This is a genomic window from Dyadobacter sp. 3J3 (genome assembly GCF_009801115.1).
GTDB lineage: Bacteria > Bacteroidota > Bacteroidia > Cytophagales > Spirosomataceae > Dyadobacter.
The window spans coordinates 151,327-170,387 of the sequence record NZ_VTOL01000011.1 but is presented as its reverse complement, the minus strand read 5'-3'; the positions used below and the strand labels follow the sequence as shown (position 1 = coordinate 170,387).

The 19,061-nt window shown below is 40.3% G+C and carries 16 protein-coding genes; 4 read left to right on the top strand and 12 right to left on the bottom strand.

The genetic code is table 11. From position 1 onward, the window contains the following. Window positions 1-302: 302 nt before the first annotated feature. From FZF08_RS22855 to FZF08_RS22810, 10 genes are all read right to left on the bottom strand, one after another. Complete coding sequence (locus tag FZF08_RS22855) at window positions 303-1,463, bottom strand: Gfo/Idh/MocA family protein (RefSeq protein ID WP_159473896.1); 1,161 nt, start codon at window positions 1,461-1,463, stop codon at window positions 303-305. 36 nt (window positions 1,464-1,499) lie between these two features. Next, on the bottom strand, window positions 1,500-2,534 hold the full coding sequence (locus FZF08_RS22850) for a sugar phosphate isomerase/epimerase (RefSeq protein ID WP_159473894.1): 1,035 nt from the start codon (window positions 2,532-2,534) through the stop codon (window positions 1,500-1,502). Window positions 2,535-2,676: 142 nt separating this feature from the next. Beyond that, entirely contained in the window at window positions 2,677-3,894 is a 1,218-nt protein-coding gene (locus FZF08_RS22845; RefSeq protein ID WP_159473892.1) for a hypothetical protein, read from the bottom strand. 46 nt (window positions 3,895-3,940) lie between these two features. After that, the gene (locus FZF08_RS22840; protein WP_159473890.1) at window positions 3,941-4,990 is read right to left on the bottom strand and encodes an aldose 1-epimerase family protein; all 1,050 of its coding nucleotides are present in this window, start codon (window positions 4,988-4,990) and stop codon (window positions 3,941-3,943) included. 87 nt (window positions 4,991-5,077) lie between these two features. Beyond that, window positions 5,078-5,896: an alpha/beta fold hydrolase gene (locus FZF08_RS22835; protein WP_159473888.1), complete on the bottom strand. Its 819-nt coding sequence runs from the start codon at window positions 5,894-5,896 to the stop codon at window positions 5,078-5,080. Between the two features lie 110 nt (window positions 5,897-6,006). Then, window positions 6,007-6,834, bottom strand: a complete 828-nt coding sequence (locus tag FZF08_RS22830; protein WP_159473885.1) for a sugar phosphate isomerase/epimerase — start codon at window positions 6,832-6,834, stop codon at window positions 6,007-6,009. A gap of 135 nt (window positions 6,835-6,969) precedes the next feature. Then, window positions 6,970-7,821 (bottom strand): sugar phosphate isomerase/epimerase, encoded by an 852-nt coding sequence (locus FZF08_RS22825; protein ID WP_159473882.1) that lies wholly within the window; start codon window positions 7,819-7,821, stop codon window positions 6,970-6,972. A 65-nt stretch (window positions 7,822-7,886) separates the two neighbouring features. After that, window positions 7,887-8,654 (bottom strand): DUF1080 domain-containing protein, encoded by a 768-nt coding sequence (locus FZF08_RS22820; RefSeq protein ID WP_200837154.1) that lies wholly within the window; start codon window positions 8,652-8,654, stop codon window positions 7,887-7,889. A gap of 457 nt (window positions 8,655-9,111) precedes the next feature. Next, complete coding sequence (locus FZF08_RS22815) at window positions 9,112-10,011, bottom strand: NAD(P)/FAD-dependent oxidoreductase (protein ID WP_159473876.1); 900 nt, start codon at window positions 10,009-10,011, stop codon at window positions 9,112-9,114. 72 nt (window positions 10,012-10,083) lie between these two features. Further along, window positions 10,084-10,638, bottom strand: a complete 555-nt coding sequence (locus FZF08_RS22810) for a TetR/AcrR family transcriptional regulator (protein ID WP_159473873.1) — start codon at window positions 10,636-10,638, stop codon at window positions 10,084-10,086. Window positions 10,639-10,887: 249 nt separating this feature from the next. Between FZF08_RS22810 and FZF08_RS22805 the strand changes: the two genes are divergently transcribed. Together FZF08_RS22805 and FZF08_RS22800 are read left to right on the top strand one after the other, a co-directional pair. Next, window positions 10,888-11,172, top strand: a complete 285-nt coding sequence (locus FZF08_RS22805) for a 2TM domain-containing protein (protein WP_159473870.1) — start codon at window positions 10,888-10,890, stop codon at window positions 11,170-11,172. Window positions 11,173-11,273: 101 nt separating this feature from the next. After that, entirely contained in the window at window positions 11,274-13,244 is a 1,971-nt protein-coding gene (locus FZF08_RS22800; protein WP_159473867.1) for a sialate O-acetylesterase, read from the top strand. A gap of 62 nt (window positions 13,245-13,306) precedes the next feature. On the opposite strand, the gene FZF08_RS22795 is transcribed toward FZF08_RS22800, so the two are convergent. Both FZF08_RS22795 and FZF08_RS22790 read right to left on the bottom strand, forming a co-directional pair. Next, the gene (locus FZF08_RS22795; RefSeq protein WP_159473864.1) at window positions 13,307-14,176 is read right to left on the bottom strand and encodes a PHB depolymerase family esterase; all 870 of its coding nucleotides are present in this window, start codon (window positions 14,174-14,176) and stop codon (window positions 13,307-13,309) included. 112 nt (window positions 14,177-14,288) lie between these two features. Continuing rightward, complete coding sequence (locus FZF08_RS22790; RefSeq protein ID WP_159473861.1) at window positions 14,289-14,675, bottom strand: VOC family protein; 387 nt, start codon at window positions 14,673-14,675, stop codon at window positions 14,289-14,291. A 419-nt stretch (window positions 14,676-15,094) separates the two neighbouring features. Here FZF08_RS22790 and FZF08_RS22785 point away from each other — a divergent pair, with 419 nt between their 5' ends. Both FZF08_RS22785 and FZF08_RS22780 read left to right on the top strand, forming a co-directional pair. Further along, window positions 15,095-16,870, top strand: a complete 1,776-nt coding sequence (locus tag FZF08_RS22785) for a cytochrome-c peroxidase (RefSeq protein ID WP_229216653.1) — start codon at window positions 15,095-15,097, stop codon at window positions 16,868-16,870. A gap of 45 nt (window positions 16,871-16,915) precedes the next feature. Continuing rightward, on the top strand, window positions 16,916-19,015 hold the full coding sequence (locus tag FZF08_RS22780; RefSeq protein ID WP_159473858.1) for a metallophosphoesterase: 2,100 nt from the start codon (window positions 16,916-16,918) through the stop codon (window positions 19,013-19,015). Window positions 19,016-19,061 lie beyond the last annotated feature (46 nt).

Genomic DNA, 19,061 nt, shown 5'->3' with positions numbered 1-19,061 from the left:
CAAATTGCGAAAACCCTGATACTTGTATTTTTTTTCAATTCGGATAATTCATAACATTATCCCCGCAAATAGGGCGGTGCCCTATCCTAAGATATTATGCCCTTTCAGGGCGTCGCAAATCGCGAAAACCCTGATGTTTGCACACAAATAAGTTGCCCCATCCTAAGATATTATGCCCTTTCAGGTCGTCGCAAATTGCAAAAACCCTGAAAGGGTTACTATTTTAGCATAGGGCACCGCCCTATGGGCCACGCATTCGTATATATTCGTTAATGTGTTTTCGTCAAATGTATTCGTCAAAATCACCCCTCCCATTCAACCCCGGTATCCTTCCAGCTCTTCGAAGCCGCGGAATCCAGTACTGCTTCACAAACCTTCTGGGTTTCCAGAGCATCTTTGAACGTTGGAGCACATTCTTTTCCAGTTTGTAAACTTTCAAAGAAATCAGCTGCCTGATGGATAAATGAATGTTCATAACCAATGCTGGTTCCCGGAATCCACCATCTTTTCATATACGGCTGATCGCTGTCCGTCACCAGGACAGATCTCCATCCGCGAACGATAGAATCATCTGAATGATCAAAATATTCAAGACGGTTCAAATCATGCAGATCCCAGCGTATAGAAGCATGTTCACCATTAATTTCAAAAGTATATAGCGCTTTATGCCCACGGGCATAACGTGTTGATTCAAAAAGACCTAGTGATCCATTATCAAAATGACAATGAAAAATACAGGCATCATCAATACTAACTTTTTGAACCTGGCCACTTTCCTGATGCACACGTTCCTTGATAAAAGTCTCAGTAACCGCAGAAACGTCTTTAATTCCGCCATTAATCCACATGGCCGTATCAATACAATGCGCCAGCAAGTCACCCGTCACACCAGAACCCGCTGCTTCAGCATCCAGGCGCCAGGTTGCAGTACCGCCCTGGGGAACGTCCGGATTAATTGTCCAGTCCTGAAGAAAATTGGCACGGTAATGAAAAATCCGTCCCAGTTTGCCTGAATCAACAATTTGTTTTGCCAAAGTCACAGCAGGTACACGGCGATAGTTATACCAAACTGTGTTTTTAACACCCGCTTTTTCAATAGCGTCAACCATGGTTTGCGCTTCTGCCAGAGTTCTTGCCAGAGGCTTTTCGCACAAAATCATTTTTCCAGCCGCCGCCGCCGCAATTGCAATTTCCGCATGCGTGTCGTTTGCAGTGCAAATATCTATCGCGTCAATATCTTTTCTTGCGATTACTTTTTTCCAGTCGGTTTCAAATGATTCGTAACCCCACTGTTCTGCAAAAGCTTTCGCTTTCTCCGCGTTACGTGAACAAGCCACCTTTAAAACAGGAGTATATTCCAGTTCAGGGAAAAAGTTATCGATTCTGTTATATCCATTGGAATGCGTACGGCCCATCAAGCCCGTACCGATCAATCCAATTCTGAGTTCTTTCTTTTTTGACATAATGTAAAAAATGAATTATTCTGAAATCTTATCTCATTAAGCCTCATACCAGCCATGTGCCTGACGAACCATAATCATCGCTGCAAGTATATCATTCCAGGTTTTCTGATTGGTCATTACCTCATTCGGGAACATACATCCATCCCAGCAAATGTGACGGAACGCCTTCGTTAATTCACCATTTTCATCACGCAGCCAGTATCCCGCATCGTGCGTAATATCTAATTTCCCATTCGGGTCCGTGGCCAAACAGTGACGTCCGGTTTTATCATGAGAACCAGTACCGTGAGCAGTTCCATCGTTTTGTGCAACGTGAAAATCAAGCGTCCATGGTCGCAAAGCGGCAGTCATTTTTTTCAAACCTTCTTCCAATGAGGCACGGTCGCTCCATTCAAAATCCACAGGAAGAATACGATCTTCCGGACGATTGTACCCTAAAAGATAAAGAAACGTATGTGACATATCGGCCTGAAAACCCATGTTTGGACGATCAACTTGTTCCATTGTATCGATCATCGTTTTCCAGCTTTGCATACCGCCCCAGCATATTTCTCCTTCGGCAGCAAGTTTTTCGCCATATTCAGCCGCTATATCACAAGCAGTCCTGAAAGTTTCAGCGATTAATTTCGTATTATTTACAGGATCCAAAGCCCAGTCTTCCGGTTTGCTGGACGAATCAATTCGAACAATACCATTCGGGCGAATTCCCAGTTTTCTAAGTTTTTGACCAAAAATGGAAGCTTTTTTAACCTGCGTTACAAATTCGTCACGGGCTTCTTTGCTACCCATGGCAGAACCACTCCATATCGGAGCAACCAGACTACCAATTTCAAGGTTAAGTCCTCCAACTTTATCAACCAGTTTTTTAATACCATCATCGCTCATATCCAGATCAATATGAGGATCAAAAAGACCGATATCAATACCATCGAATTTCACACCGTTCACCTCAGCTGCGGCAGTTTTTTCAAGCATCGTATCAAAAGAAATGACAGGCTCTGAATCTGAACCTTTTCCTACAATACCAGGCCATGTGGCATTGTGGAGCTTGGGATAATTATTTTCTGGCATGGTTTAGTAGATTTTAGCGATTAGCTATTAACTCACAGTTTATTCAAAAAACACATAATAAATATTTCAGACTTCACGCCTGACAATGAGCAACTTGGTCTGGTACATCAAACTAAAAGCTATTTCCTAAATAGCCAACAGCTTACTCAATAACCAGATCAGGATTTAACGGACCGAAGTGTTTCAACATCACAATCGGATCTGTTGCCGAAGGATTGCTAATCACAACACCTTGCTGTGCAGCTTTTTCGCTCACAAAAAACTCATCATTCGTAAGTTGACCGTAACGGATAAGTGCAGGCGTTTCAATATCCCAAACACCTAATTTACCATGTCCCTGCATGACGATCAATCCGTAAGCAGCGGCATCAGTAATGGTAACTGTCTGTCCTGGAAAAACGGTAAGTTCCTTGGCGCTATAAGCCTCGTTTTTATAACAAATCCAGTTTTCACTGTATCCTTCTGCTGCCATCTCAGCGACATCTTTTACCGGTTTTGGACGCATGAAATGCTTTTCCATCAAATTGGGATTCACATTCAAATCCCAGTCGATCACTTCCATTAACAGGTCATAATCACCAATTCTGTCTTTCGGAGTCCCTTTCCAAAGCAATTCCTCCGGAATAATCGCTTCATTAACAAGCGATTGGTACATAGCAAAAATATCAGATGCTTTTTGTGGTTCATATGTACACAAACTGCCGGGAGCATGCAACATTCCGGGAGGAACATCCCATCCTGTTCCAGGCTCCAGACGATACGCCTGCGAGTAGTTGGTAATCTTATTATCACCTTTGGTGAAGTTCATAAGACATTCCTTTATCTGTTCTTTTGAGGTTCCAGGAGCAATACCAATGAATGTGTATGGAAAATCGCCGCCATGGTTATTGAGTTGTGGAGGGAAATAATATGCTTCCGGCTTTCCGTTCTGACCTACCATAGCAGCGTGCTCATCTCTGTGGTGAATATGGTGAGGCAATGGACCCATGTTATCAAAAAACTTGGAATACATTGGCCAGCTTTGGTATTCATCCCAAAGACGATCACCTATAATTTCGCCTTTCATCTCATTTACCGCATCCTTCAATGTCACTTTTTGAACACCTGACTCATCTTCAAAAACGATCTGGCTCAAACCTTCGTTTTCGCCGGTAAGCGGACCGTTCTCCGCCGGTGTAGTTGACGACAGCCAACGTTCGTCAATACCACCACGCTCACCACCAAGCACATAATAATCGTCCGGATGTAATTTTATTCTTCTGCCAGGCACACAAAAAGATCTTGGCACCCATGTCGGAGCCAGACGCAATATTCCTTTTCCCTGTTCTAATGCCTTTTCAGCTATACTTGAAAGTCCCATTGTTTGAAATTGAAAATTTGGTTTAGTTATAATCTGTAAAAAATTTCTATATCGTTACTGCACTATTTAATACTTCCAGTTCGAGGTCATAGTACTTGCTTTCACCTGGTTTAATAAAAATAAGTGACCCGTTTTCTCTTGCTTTTGCCTGCCCGATTAATTGATTCGTAGCTGGTTCCAAACCCGTAACATATTCACCTTTTCCCCAATGCTGCCAGTTTGCAAACCAGGGTAATTGTTCTTTTTTAAATTTCAATAAAGCAGCAATTCCAAGTTTGGAATTAGATAATCCGCAAATACTTTGTCCCTGCTCATCGGCTTCGATATCTACCGTCACTACCTCTTCGCCGCCGCCCAAATGATCATCCAACGGTTCAGGGCATTTCCTAAAATCGTTTCCTTCTTTGAAAATTTTAGCATTTTCTCCACTGTTCGCATACCATTTCCCTTTCCATAAAATATCAGTTCCTTCATCAGCAAGCGGCCAGCCGAAATTAAAATGATAAAGCAGCATATGCGGCGAAGGCTTATTTGCTTTATTAATTACCTCATCATGAATCCGTATTACAGCTTTTCCCAGGGTTGCAGAAATTGTTCTTTTCAATTCCAGACTCGGCCCAAAAGGTTTTGTTTCCCTGATTATTCCGGTTATGCTCATTTCCAGATTTCCGGATCTTGGATCAGGCTGAATGATTGAAATGATTTCAGCTGGTGTATTACTGATTTGACCATGCAAACCTCTTTCACCAAATTCGTCACTTTCCGGGCCGCCGAAATGAGTCAAACCACAAGTTGTCATAAGGCCGCCACCAAAAGTTTTCAGCCAATTAATACCCTGATCAGAAAACGGTTGCGGAGAAGTAATTCCTCCATGACTTAACCAGGCAAGACTGTGTTCATTATAAAAAGCATCGGCAATATCCATCGCACGATCTATCACAACTTTAAAACGCAAACCCGTTCCGGTATTAATCCAGGCGATTCTCGTTCCTCTTCCCGCACCATTATCCAACACTGAAGTTTCAATCCCGCCTATCTGCGCATGATTGGATATCTTATCTTTCCAGTCCTGGTTTACTTCAACGGTATCCTTCATTTACTTTTATTAATTAAAAATATTATCCTAATCGAAAAAGACCGTATAATGCCTTATTTAACCCGGTCTTTTGCTATTTGTATGAACTTAATTATCCAGTAACCAATTTCTTACTCTTGGGTTGAAGTCGGCAGTATTCTCAAAATGAAACGCGTGACCCAGGTTTTCATATAGAAAAAGTTCTGCTTCCGGAATCCCGTTTGCAACTTCCTCCGCCATCCATACCGGCGTAAAAATGTCTTGACGACCGCCTATTACCAGGGTTGGTATATCAATTTTGACTAAATCAGCCAGGGCATTGTGGTTTATACAAGCTGCGGCCTGTCCTTCCAGTCCGTGGAGTGGCTGAGGAAATGGATTGTTACCATCCTGTTTGCGCCCTGTTTCAAGTTCTTCATGTTTTTCAGTATTATCCCATGTGGATTTTGAAAAAATAAGCAACTGGATATACAAACTAAATTCTTCCGGCCGGAAACGTGCCTTGGAATTCATGATATGCTGAAACAGCGATTTTGCGTAATTATCGCAACGCGCCCACGGACACATCAATACCAATGATTGTACTTTATCCGGATGACGAATGGCTAATTGCTGCGCGATTGTACTTCCCATCGAACAACCTACAACTCTGACTTTTTCAACCTGAATGGCATCAAGCAAACCGGCATAATCATCCGCCATCTGCTCCGAAGAATAAGGTCCCGACGGTTTATCCGACAAACCAACACCTCGGTTATCCCCAATAATACATCTGAAATGATATTGCCAATCAGCCAAATGAACATTCCATACCAATCCGGGAGCGGTAATGCCCATGATAAGCAACAAAGGCGTGTCATCCGGAGAAGCTCCCGACCCACGCTCTTCATAATAAAGTTGTATTCCGTTGGTTTTTATTAAAGGCATACGTTAGCTTTTAGCATTTGGCGATTAGCATTTTCAATTCGAACTTTTTTGAGTTTTTTTCAAATATATTTTCTGGCGATAGCTATATGCTTATTGCTAAATGCCAATGCCTAAATAAGTTTCGGAATTAAATCTTCCTGAATCCATCTCCCGTCATGTAATGTCACGAAATCAGGATCTTCCAGTGCTTCTTTACCTTCGTCTTCACAGATAATCCAGCCTTTATAATTGATATCTTTAAGCCATTGTGTTACACTCAAAAGATCAACTTTCCCTTTGCCCATTAATGCAAATTCAGGATTTCCGTCCCAGTCTTTGTAATGGACGTGGTTGATCAATGACTGATATTCTTTCATTTTCGCCAGTGGATCCATATCACCGTTGATGATATGCCCAACATCCGGCGTCCAACCTGTAACCGTTGAATCCAGCGATTCCAGAACAATTTTATAATCTTCTTCCGTACGAATAATGGACGAGTGAGGAGAATTTGGGTGATAGCTGCACGGAACACCTTTTTCAGCAGCTCTCGCAGAAACCCGGTTTACAATATTCACCAGATTTTTTTGCCTCTCTGCCAGATTATGACGGCCTGTCGGTATCTGCACTGTATTCAAAATGGCACCCGGAAATTTTTGCAAAACGCTGATCGCATGATCCGCAACCTCCCTTTCTCTTTCCGTTTCTTCGGCCTCGTTCCAGTCAAGAGCCAGCGCAAGAGCAGCTAATTCAATTCCCTGTTCTTTCAATTTCGCTTCCAATAGTGCGGGATCTATCAAATCCCCCATCCAGGTAAAAATCGGTTGAATCCCACTAAAACCTGCCTTTGAAATTACCTCAATCATATGTCCCAAACGGCCCTGGTGCGTTTGGCCATTGTTACTCATAAACCATGTATAAACTTCGGAACCGAAACGAAATGGAAGTTTTTGCGACATCTATTTTAGTAGTTAGTTATTGGCCGTTAGCGATTAATTTTCATCAATTGGTAACCGGCCCGGGATAATTCACGAAATCCCGGGGCGATGCCCCGGGTTAAGATATGTAAGTCTTTCAGACTTCAAATTCAAAAACTATAAACTATATTTCAGACTCATTTCTCTGATGAAACTATATCCTTTTTCAGCGATATCCCAGGGGTCAGAAAATTCTCTCCATACCCCGATTGCATTAGCAAAATCAGGATCATTTCTTGAAAAAGCCTCAATGGTAAGCCAGCCCTGATATTTTATTTTGGCTAATGAAGAAAATGCATTATCCCATAAAACCTGCCCTTCACCCGGCGTTCCACGATCATTTTCACTGATGTGGACATGGGCCAGAACCGGAGCGATCGTGTCCAGTGCCGAAGCATAACTTTTCTCTTCAATGTTGGAGTGATGCGTATCAAACATCGCTCTCACATTGGGATGATCGGCTGCCTTTACCAGTTTCAACAACTGCTCCATGGTATTACACAAGTAACATTCGAAACGGTTCAGTGCTTCCAGAGCAAAAACAATGTTAGCCTGAGCAGCATATTCAGCTGCGGCATTCAATACTTCTCCCGCCAGGGCATACTCCTGATCAAGTGCAGGACGATTTACAAAAACAGTATGGGCCGAATGAAAAGGTCCACAAATTATTTTCGCATTTAAGTCATGTGCACGATCAACGCCCCATTTAATTTTATCCAAAGCTTTTTGACGAATTTCAACCGAATCGCTGATAGGATTATCATCCTTGCCCATAGTCATTACCGCGGTGGTTTCCAGGCCAAGATCCAGGGTGTAATCGCCCATTCTTTTGTAAGCAGCAGTATCCTGCGAGCCCAGATAAAACTCCACACCATCATAACCGATATCTTTTAACCTGTCAATGATGGGAAATAAATCGTCAGACACAGCCGCCGTCCAGGCAAGCACATTAAATCCTATTTTATTCATAATCAAATAGCTATTGGCAATTAGCGGTTAGCAATGCTATGCTACGCCGTTTTAGATCAAAACCGTTATTGTTTAATACGGATATCTTTGTATTCAACTTTCATCGGCGGTCCAACATGAACCTGTACACCTAAAAGGCCTTTTGATTTCCCGTTTACTGTGTCATTATCCGTAACATCACTCATTAATACACCATTGATGTAATGCTGTAAACGGTTTCCTTTCACAACCAGGTGAAATTCATTCCATTCTTCACCTTTAATTTTGGTCTTCAATTCATCCGATGTTCCCAGTGAACCTGTTACGGTTCTTCCAAGCCATGCGTTATTTTTCAGATTAGCTTTAAAAGCTTCCGCTGATTTATCAGTTGGTTCTGTAACCGTAACAATTTCTCCTCTGTAAGCTAATGTCGTTCGTTTTCTTTCTTCGTAATTTTGTCCTGTATAACGGTTAGCTCCGTCAATATCAGCCTGATATCCTCGTAATGCGTTAGGTACGTCTGCAACCATATCGCTGCGGTAGTTGATTCCGGAATTACCTTTTTCAGTAATTTTAAATGATCCTTTTAATTCAAAATCGCCCGGTTCCCCTTTTTTCCAGATAATGAAGGAATTCGTTTTCAAAAGTGTTTCCGGTGTAATTTCACCAACCAGATTTCCATTTTCAACGCGCCAGTACTTCGTATCCCCTTCCCAGCCTTTTAAACTTTTGCCATCAAAAATCTGTACAAATCCTTTTTCCTTTTTTTGGGCCATTGCCTGGTTTGGGATGGTTAGGAATTGGGTAACCACTAGGGTTACCCCTACGGCGGCGAATTTAAATTTGGATCTCATTTTGGACAGCATTTTGTACGTTTTTAGACTTTTGAATGATTAAATACCTTACAACTCTTTTCTATCAAGACATATTTTATGGATCATACTCTTTAAAAAGAGGAAATTAATATCCAAAAATTCCTAAAATATTTGATCGTACTATCCTGTACTAACCTGCTCAGACGGATTTAGAACTTCAAACAAATTATTTCCCTACTGATATGAAAACTATTTGTTTGAGATAGATTATTTCTTGTAGTATTTAAAAACCGGGTTAAGCCTGGCTTGATAATAGAATCTCAAACGTTTAATAGTCAGAGGTTTGATAGCAGTGCCTAATTATTTTTTTAAAATCACTTACATAATTTATTTAATAGTAAAATCGCCAAATTCAAAGCCTAAATCTGAATCTCAGCATTTATTTTTTGTTGAAATAACGTATGACTTATTGAAAATTAATGCTTTTAAAACAGTATCATTCGGCAATCAGCTCGTGATTTAAAAAGGCACCCGCTGTCGTGCCTGCCGCCACGGCCGACGACACAGATCTTAACCGCGAGGTATTATCGCCCGCCGCATAAATTCCTGCTATGGCGGTTTTGCCAAATTCATCAACCTTGATATGCCCCATTTGATTTAATTCACAGCCAAGTTTGGCAGGAATATCAGTATGTTGTACAAAAGGAACCCTTGCATATAAAGCATCAATTTCCTGAACAGATCCGTCTTTAAATACAATTTCTTTCAAATGACCGTTTTCATGGATCAATTCAGCTATCTCTTTTTCAACAATTTCAAACCCGGGAATTGAAATTTTGTCAAATTTGCCTTTATCAAAAACAGCTTTCCCGTTTGTAAATAATGTGAGTTTTTGAGTCCAGTTACCAATCAGTTTTACAAAATCAATAGCCATATCATCATTTGCCAAAATCCCGGTATTTTGTCCTTTATATTCGTAGCCGTGACAATATGGACAATGAATTACCGAAATCCCCCAGCTTTCTGCAAAACCCGGAATTGCCGGTATGATATCTTTAATACCTGTCGAGAAAAGGATTTTCCGGGTTGTATGAATTTTACCCGCAGCTGTTTTTATCAAAAAATTATTATCGAATCCCAAAACATCGAAGACGGTATCGTTTACAAACTGCACCGTCGGATAAGCAAGAACCTGACTTTTTGCAAGCGAAGAAATGGCAACCGGTGTAGCACCATCCTGCGTCAGGAAATTATGAGAATGAGGCGTTTGCCGGTTGCAAGGCTGGCCTGCATCAATAATCAACACATTTCTGATAGCGCGTCCCAAAGCCATTGCCGCCGACAATCCCGCGTAACTTCCGCCAATAATGATCACATCAAAGTCTCTGTCTTTCATTTTATAGTTATTTTATTTGTCAATAAATATCACATTTTGTCCCTTTTTTGAGACATCAATATTCAAATTTTTTTAAACCAAAATTCCTTTGCTTAAAGAATACCAGGCGAATTTTTTGATATTAATCTTCGCCACATTGCCCGATTTTTCAGAATTAATTGCGGCCGTAACAATTCCTGTCGAAAGCATTTCAATCCATTCCGCCGAGAGTTCTTTGGTGATCAGATCTTTTCTTTGCAGCTCTTCGATAGTGCTTTTAAACTTATTGAACGTCACATCATATTTTTTACAATTTTCATCTTTCACGGTATGTTGATGACGATCGTTGTTGTGCATTCTGTGCAGAAAACTGAATTTTACACCACAATCTATTGCTGCATAAAGCATATTTTCAAACCGCTCCAAGGGGTCTGTATAACTTGTATAAACAGCGTCAATCGCCTTTTTACAGCTTTCCTGCATAGCAAATTGACAGGCCAGAACGAGATCCTGGCGGTCGGTGAAATAACGGTGTAATGTCCGTCTGGTAACCTCTGCCTTCTCCGCAACAATTTCCAGAGGTGCCGACAGATCTTCGTTGAAAATCTCAATAGCGGCATCCGTAATTTTCTGGCGCGTGTTTTTCATATCTCTATTTTTTTTACAATATTATGACTTTTTTCTCAAATATGTGACATTTTTTAATCTGAATTTTGATTGGAAATAATATTCCGCTAAGGTTTGAAACACTTCATTCATACTTTTTGACAGTTAATCATGAAAATTATCAACTTCATCAGAATCGTAAGAACATAGTTAAAACTGACACTTACATTTATATCAATCAAAGAAAAAGAGATCAGATTAATAAGTTTAAAACATCAAAACCTCATAAAAATGGAAACTGCACGCAACGAATTTCTTTGGAGAAAAGCTAAAAAAAGAGCGGGATTTAAAAGACATCTTCAAAATTATTTGATCGTAAATGCCGGACTTTGGATAATCTATGCAATGATGTTCATTCAGCCCTGGGGTCATCACCAACTGTATCCATGGCCAATTTGGCCGATGTTTGGCTGGGGGATTGGTTTGTTATCCCACTATTTTTCTGCTTACGGAAATTCGGATGAACGCCGATCAACCGAGATCGAATATGAAAAACTGATGCGTGATCAACGATAGGTTTAAACAAAATTTAATCTGATTTTTAATTTCAGGCATTTGAAACTTAGGTAAGTTACGCACCGGTTTTGCTTTACATTAAAATCAGATTTTATAAATTAATGAAAAGAATACTCTTATTCCTCTTTCTACTATCAGGAACGGGCAGTTTTGCCCAAATAAAAATGGCTCGTCTGTTTTCGGACCACGTGGTACTGCAACGGCAAAAACCGATTCCGGTTTGGGGCTGGGCAAAAGCAAAGGAAAGTGTAACGGTCACACTGGCCGGACAAACGGTGAAAGCCAAAGCAGATACTTCCGGAAAATGGATGGTCAGCTTTGCACCGCTGGAAGCTGGCGGTCCGTTTCAAATGACTGCAACAGCAAAATCGGGAAAAGTTACAGTGCAGGATATTCTGATTGGAGAAGTATGGTTGTGCTCCGGTCAGTCCAATATGGAATTTAAAGTCCAGCAGGCAGATAATTACGCAGAAGAAAAAAAGAACGCTGATTTTCCAAAAATCCGACATTTCACTGTTGATCGGGAAGTTACTATGATTCCTCAAAAAGATTTGAAAAACGGTTCCTGGGAAATTGCTTCTTCTGAAACCGTGGGAAATTTCACGGCAGTCGGCTTTTTCTTTGCCCGGGAATTATATCAAAAACTTAACATTCCAATCGGCCTTTTACATTCTTCATGGGGCGGTTCGCAGGTGGAAGGATGGATTAGCAAAGAAGGAATGCTGGATAGCGAAGTGCTCAAAGATTATGCACAACACATGCCGACAACCTGGGAAGAAGCGGACAAACAGATCGATGCGAAGTTGAGAATGCAATTATTCAAAGATCCGCAGATTAATCCGTCGGCTGCTGATGAGGCAAAATATACAGAGGCTGGTTACGACTTTTCAAAATGGCATAAAACGGATAATCCAATCGGCCAATGGGACTGGAAAGGGATCTGGGCATTTCGAGGAAATGGCTTTATGGCTCGAATTATTTCTATTCCTGCGGATATCATTTCACAAAAAACAATTCTTGCTCTGGCAGAAAATGATAGCCAGAATGCTATTTATATCAACGGGAAACAAGTTAGCAGCGGCATTATAAAAGGTGTCAGAAAAATCGAAATTCCGGAAAATACCTGGAAAGCAGGAGATAATAGTCTGGTGATCAAATTTGGAAACCTGATTGCATCGCCGTGGTATGGACTGGGCCTGCAAGGTTCTGCGGACGACCTCTATGTTGGTACCGAAAAGCAAAAAATCAGTATAGCAAAAGACTGGTTTCTGATGGCTTCTTTCGCTGATAAACACAGCTACATGCATTCCAGTAACAATGTAGGCACAACCATTTACAACGGAATGATCGCTCCGTTACTCCCATTTGCAACACGCGGAACCTTGTGGTATCAGGGAGAATCGAATGCGGGCAGAGCTTATCAATATCGCGAAAGTTTCCCTTTGTTGATTAATGACTGGCGTAAAAAATGGTCTATTAATGGTAAACCAGGCAACGAGTCATTTTATTTTGTTCAACTTTCCAGCTTTGGAAGTGACCAAAGCAGCAATAAGGGAAGCAATTGGGCCGAACTTCGTGAAGCACAAACGATGACCTTGAAGTTGCCCAAAACAGCAATGGCTGTAACGATCGACGTCGGAAATGCAAAGGATATTCACCCGACCAATAAGCAGGACGTGGCACACCGGCTGGCAACCAACGCTTTAAAGCTGGATTATGGACAAAATATAGAATACAGTTCGCCGATGTTTGATATCGTCACTTTTAGTGAGGGAAAGGCTACGGTAAGTTTTAAATTTGTTGGCAGCGGACTGATGCTGAAAGATAAATATGGTTATCTGAAAGGATTTGAAATTGCAGGCGAAGACAAAGTTTTCTATTACGCGAAGGCCGAAATATTGGGAAATACGGTTATCGTTTATCATCCAAAAGGAGTGAAACCGGTTTCCGTTCGTTATGCCTGGTCTGATGCACCGGTGGAGGCTAATTTGTACAATTCGGAAGGTTTTCCGGCGAATCCGTTCCGCACCGACACTTGGCCTGGAATTACCGAAGGGAAGAAATTTGAATAGAATTTTTTTAGGATAAGAATAATAAAGCCCGGCCGCATTTCTTTGGTGCCGGGCTTTATAATTTACTCAATCTGTCTTTTGAAAAATCCCCATGACTCTTCCAAAACGTCAATATCGGTAAGCCATTGGTGTTTTCCGTTGATCACTTTCAGCAAAGTAACTTCTGGCTGCCCTTTCTTTTTGTAAGTGTATTTTTCAATCGTAATATCATTGCTCGTATCTGCATCCGGAACAATGGATTTTACTGGATTCCCTTTGTACCCATCCAGTTTCGCCCAGTACTGAAAAGATTCTTCTGATGCTCTTACCATCCCCAAAGAAACTCCCGGAATTTTTACCTCTCCACCATTATAAGGATTAGTCTGATCCGCAGTTCCATTTGTGATCATGACTGCAAGCGGCTTTTTTGACTCTACACAATCCATATTTTCTGCCGTTGGCAGATTGGCCACAATTGCTGAAATCGCCTTTATTTTCCCGGGCATTGAAATTCCCAAAGCGTAGGACATATGACCTCCGCCAGAAAAGCCAGTCGCGAAAACATGTTTTTCATTGATTTTAAATTTCTCCTCGAAGTACTGGATCATGCCGGAAAAGAAAGCAACTTCATTAATGTTTTGAACGTTTGCATCAGCCGTAGATGCTTTCCGGCATTCATTCCAGTAATGTTTGTAACCAGCTGGATAAGCTACAATAAAATTGTCAGTGATCGCTTTTGTTTCCAGTTTCAACGCCTTTTCCACGATATCCTGCGGCTTTCCGCCAGAACCGTGCATAGCAAAAATAAGGCTCGAACCTGTTTGTGAAGATTGCGGTTTGTTGTAATAAAAAACGCGGTAATGATTGTCAATCAACAGAGAATCAGAAATAAGCTGAGCTCTGACAAGCGAGCATTGTAATAAAATGACAGCGATAAAAAGATTTCTGAGCATTGTGAAGCTACTTTTTTAAGTGGTTTTTTATTGTGAAAAGCGATTCTTCTGTAAAAAACTACTTAGACATGTAACTTTGCCTCAACTTTTTTAAAGCCTGCTAAAAGATATTTTACCCATTTTCAGCGATTACAGATAAAATATTCCCGGCCGGATCTTTAAACCATGCAATTTCAGGACCTCCGCTACGGAAAACATTATCCGGATCCGTTTTAAAATCTGGCATATCATAACTTTCAAACGTAATTCCCAATGCTTTCAATTCTTCCACAGTTTTGGTAACGTTTTGCACCGGAAAGTTAAGAATCGTAAAGGTAGCCGGCTCATGATTCTCCTTTTCATAAACTACGATATCATTTCCGCCAGAAATATGCAGATGTAAAATCCGCATCTCACTCATTTCCGTTATTTCCAATTTCAAAATATCGCTATAAAATTCTTTCGCTTTTTCCAGATTATCCACCGAAAATCCACCAAATGCTTTTGTGTCTTTGAACATGAAATTTATATTTTGTTAATGAATACTATTGCTTTCAGTCCATTATGAAAAACCTGATTTATCAAACGCAATAACCAGACCTATACAGATTATTTATTCAAAGTTAATTATTTATTAATCTGCAAAAGAGGTGATAGAAGACATTCTACGGGGGTAATTGCGACAGTTCCTGTTTCGAAAAAAATCATCCAAATTTCCTGTCTTTCTTAATATTAAAGATAAAATAGGAGACTTCTAATTATTGACCAGCAAGCCTTTTTTAAAATTGTAATGATTTCATTACCAATCGCTAATTAATTGCCGGTTCTTCTGATTTTCCTGTTTACTTTGTAGTTGATAACCCCATTTTTTTTGGAAGGCTGATGTATGGCAAGGTATTTAAAATATTTTTAGTCTTTGCCTCCCTGGCCTGTATCTGCATGACTGCTTCTTTTCGTGAGAAAAATGATACCTGTATTCCACAAATTTTAAAGCAATTTCGTACCGATTCAAAAGCATTTGCCGCCAGTATTTCAACTTTGGATTCCGCTTTACAACAAATAAATTCTGCAAAACCTCAAACAATTACGAACGCAAAAAAGGTTCTTATCAGCAGCCGCCTTGCTTACAAACGAATAGAATATTTTCTAGAATATTTTTTCTACACTTCCTCCCGGATTTATAACGGGGCACCAAAAAATGAGATTGAGGAGCCTTATCTGGAATATCAGGAACTGGCGGGACTTCAATATATTGAAACAATGCTTTTTGACAGCATTCCTGAAACACATCATGCTGTCTTTCAGGAACAAACCAAGCTGCTTAGTTTATCAGCCAATGATCTGAACGCTTTGTTATATAAATTTGGAGGGACTGATAAACATATTCTGGAAGCTGTCAGGATAGAATTTGTACGAATCATTGCGCTGGGAATTACCGGTTTTGATGCGCCATTACTGAAATCCGGAATAGAAGAATCTTTAATAGCTCTGGAAGCTTCACAGGAAGTTTTAAAACCATATCTTAAAAAAAATAAATCGGACGCAGCGAATCTGGTTTTTTATTTAGATCAATCTATATTATATCTTAAACAAAATCCAGATTTTGACACATTTGACCGGCTCGAATTTCTAACAACCTGCATGTTTCCATTGCAAAATCATTTTGAAAAATGGATTCAATCAGCCGAACTAAAACCTGACAAAAAAGGCGTTTTAAATTACGATGCCAACAATATTTTCAGTAAAAATGCATTGAACGCTAAGGCATTTTCGAACCAAAAACAAAATGCTTCCCAGGCTGAAATCGCACTTGGGGAAAAACTTTTTTCTGAAACATTACTTTCCGGGAATGGGGAGAAAAGCTGTGCTTCCTGTCATAACCCGGACAATTATTTCATGGACGGTTTGCCCAGAAGTATCGGATTTGATCAAAAAAAGTTTGTGAAAAGAAATGCTCCTTCCCTGCTTTATTCAAAATATCAGCATAGTCAATTTTGGGATGGACGAGCGAAAAGCCTGGAAAATCAGATTGAAAATGTGGTTCAGGATTCTTTGGAAATGAGGGGAGATATCAAAGAAATTTTATCAAAACTGAACATTCAAAAACGGTATCAAAAATCTTTTCAAAAAGTATTTTCAAAAAAACAGAATGAAAAAATTACTGACAAAGAAATTTATCGCGCCATAGCTTCGTATGTCGAAACGCTAAATCCTTTCAATTCTCCTTTTGACCAATATATGCGGGGAAACAGGAATTCATTAACGGAAAACCAGATTTCAGGATTTAATCTTTTTATGGGTAAAGCACAATGTGCGACCTGCCATTTTGCTCCTCTTTTTAACGGACTTATTCCTCCGCTTTACAAGCTTACAGAATTTGAAGTCCTGGGAACAACGAAAACTGATGATCTTGAAAAACCTGAAAATGATCCGGATGATGGCCGTTTTCAGTTTCGTCCTATCAAATTTTACAAAGGCGCTTTCAAAACTCCAACAGTACGAAATTCAGCAAAAACGGCTCCTTATATGCACAATGGCGCTTTTCAGTCACTGGAAACTCTAATGGAATTTTATAACCAGGGCGGAGGAGCAGGCATGGGATTATCGGTTCCTTCACAAACGCTCTCATCGGCAAAATTGAACCTGAACGAAAAGGAGAAAAACGATATTATTGCTTTTTTAAACGCGCTGACTGACGATTTAAATGATATTTAAATTTTAGTGAAAAAAAAATCACATTCCCCTGACATTAAATAATTTATGAAAAAAAATATACTTTTTATACTTCTTTTATTCCTGATTTCCCCCGCTTATTCTCAGGTAATCCGTGGCCCTTATCTGCAAGCAATGGCTTCTACAAGCGTGGTAATTCGTTGGAGAACGGATGTCGCGACTACTTCGCGTGTTCAGTTTGGTGGTTCATCTTCCACATTAAGCCAAAAAGTTGAAGACGAAAAATTGGTCAGCGATCATGAAATTAAAATCATGGGTTTGAACCCTGCCAGTAAATATTTTTACTCTATCGGGTCCATGTCCACGGTCTATCTCGGTGATGAAAGTACGTTCTTTCAAACTGCATCGGTACCGGGAACAATCAGCAAATATCGTTTTGGTGTGTTAGGCGACTGCGGTACCAATTCTGCCTTTCAGGACAATGTGCAGGCGCAGCTTTCCTCCTATCTGGGAAATAATTATATGAACGCGTTGATCCTGCTAGGCGATAACGCGTATTCCCTGGGAACAGAGCCCGAATATCAATCCAACTTTTTCAATCATTACAAAGATACATTTCTGAAAAAATTTCCTGTTTTCCCCACGCCTGGAAATCATGATTACAACAACGATAATCCCGACAGACAAAAAGACCACAAAGTGCCTTATTACGATATTTTCTCCCCTCCTACGAACGGAGAAGCGGGTGGGTTTCCTTCTGGTACAAAAGCATATTATTCTTACGATTACGGAAATGTTCATTTTCTTTCCCTGGATTCTTATGGGCGCGAAGACCAGGAAACCCGGTTATACGATACATTGGGAAAGCAAGTTCAATGGATAAAAGCGGATTTGGCTGCCAATAAAAATAAGGGCTGGGTAGTGGCATACTGGCATCATCCGCCATATTCGCAGGGTTCCAGAAATTCTGAAACAGAACTTGATATGATTAAAATCCGTGAAAATTTTATCCGGATACTGGAAAGAAACGGTGTTGATCTCATACTTTGCGGCCATAGCCATGTGTATGAAAGAACAAGATTAATTAATGGGTTTTACGATTATTCAGGGAAGTTTGACAACGCGGTTCACAATGTAAGTCAGTCGTCAGGAAAGTACGATCTTTCTGATAATTCATGTCCTTATATCAAAAAATCGTCTGAAAATAAAGGAACAGTTTATGTGGTTTCCGGCTCGGCAGGGCAACTTGGATCGCCCGCTGCCGGTTTCCCGCACAAAGCCATGTATTATTCCAACGCAGATCACGGCGGATCAATGATTCTGGAAGTGGAAGGAAACAGGCTGGACGCAAAATGGATCGGAATTGACGGAGTTATACGTGATCAGTTTACGATGGAAAAAGATGTAAATCTGGTAAAAACGATCAATCTGGATGCTGGAAAAAGTGTAACACTTGATGCTTCCTTTATTGGAAAATACGTCTGGAATAATGGTCAAACTTCCCGGTCCATTACCGTTTCGCCAACTGTCGATACAGAGTATAGTGTAAAAGACGCCGAAAATTGCGTTAACGATATTTTCAAAATAAAGGTTGCTAATCCACTGCCTGTCAAATTGATATCCTTTGCGGCTACCACAGATGCAACCAATATCGTTTTGTTGAAATGGTCCACCGAATTCGAAAATCAGTTTGACTACTTTCAAGTGGAAAGATCGGTAAATGCGAAGGATTATCTGGATATAGGACATGTGAAGGGAAATGCAAATTCTACCAAAACCCAATCTTATTCATTTTCGGATCCTACGGGGAAAAATAATTTTTCAGCAGATTCCATCTATTACCGACTCAAAATGGTAGACCTTTCAGCCAAATTTGAATATTCCAGAATTATTGGAATTAAACTGAATGAGATCATTTTGGGAACAGAACCAAATGTGCCGTTTGATATTGAAATCGTTCCCAATCCATCAGTTCAGGAAGATATCCAGATCCGATTGACCGGACAGGAAAAAGCTTCTGCGCTCATTTCAGTCATTGACATTTCGGGCCAAATTATGCTGAGCAAAACAGTTGTCCTAACAAAAGATCTCAGCCATTTTCTGTCAAAAGGTATTTCCAAAGGTGTTTATTTTCTTAAAGCCGTCATAGGAAACAGGACGGTTACCAAAAAATTCATGATTCTGTAAAACATAAAAAAAGTGAGCTAAAAGCTCACTTTTTAATTACAAAACC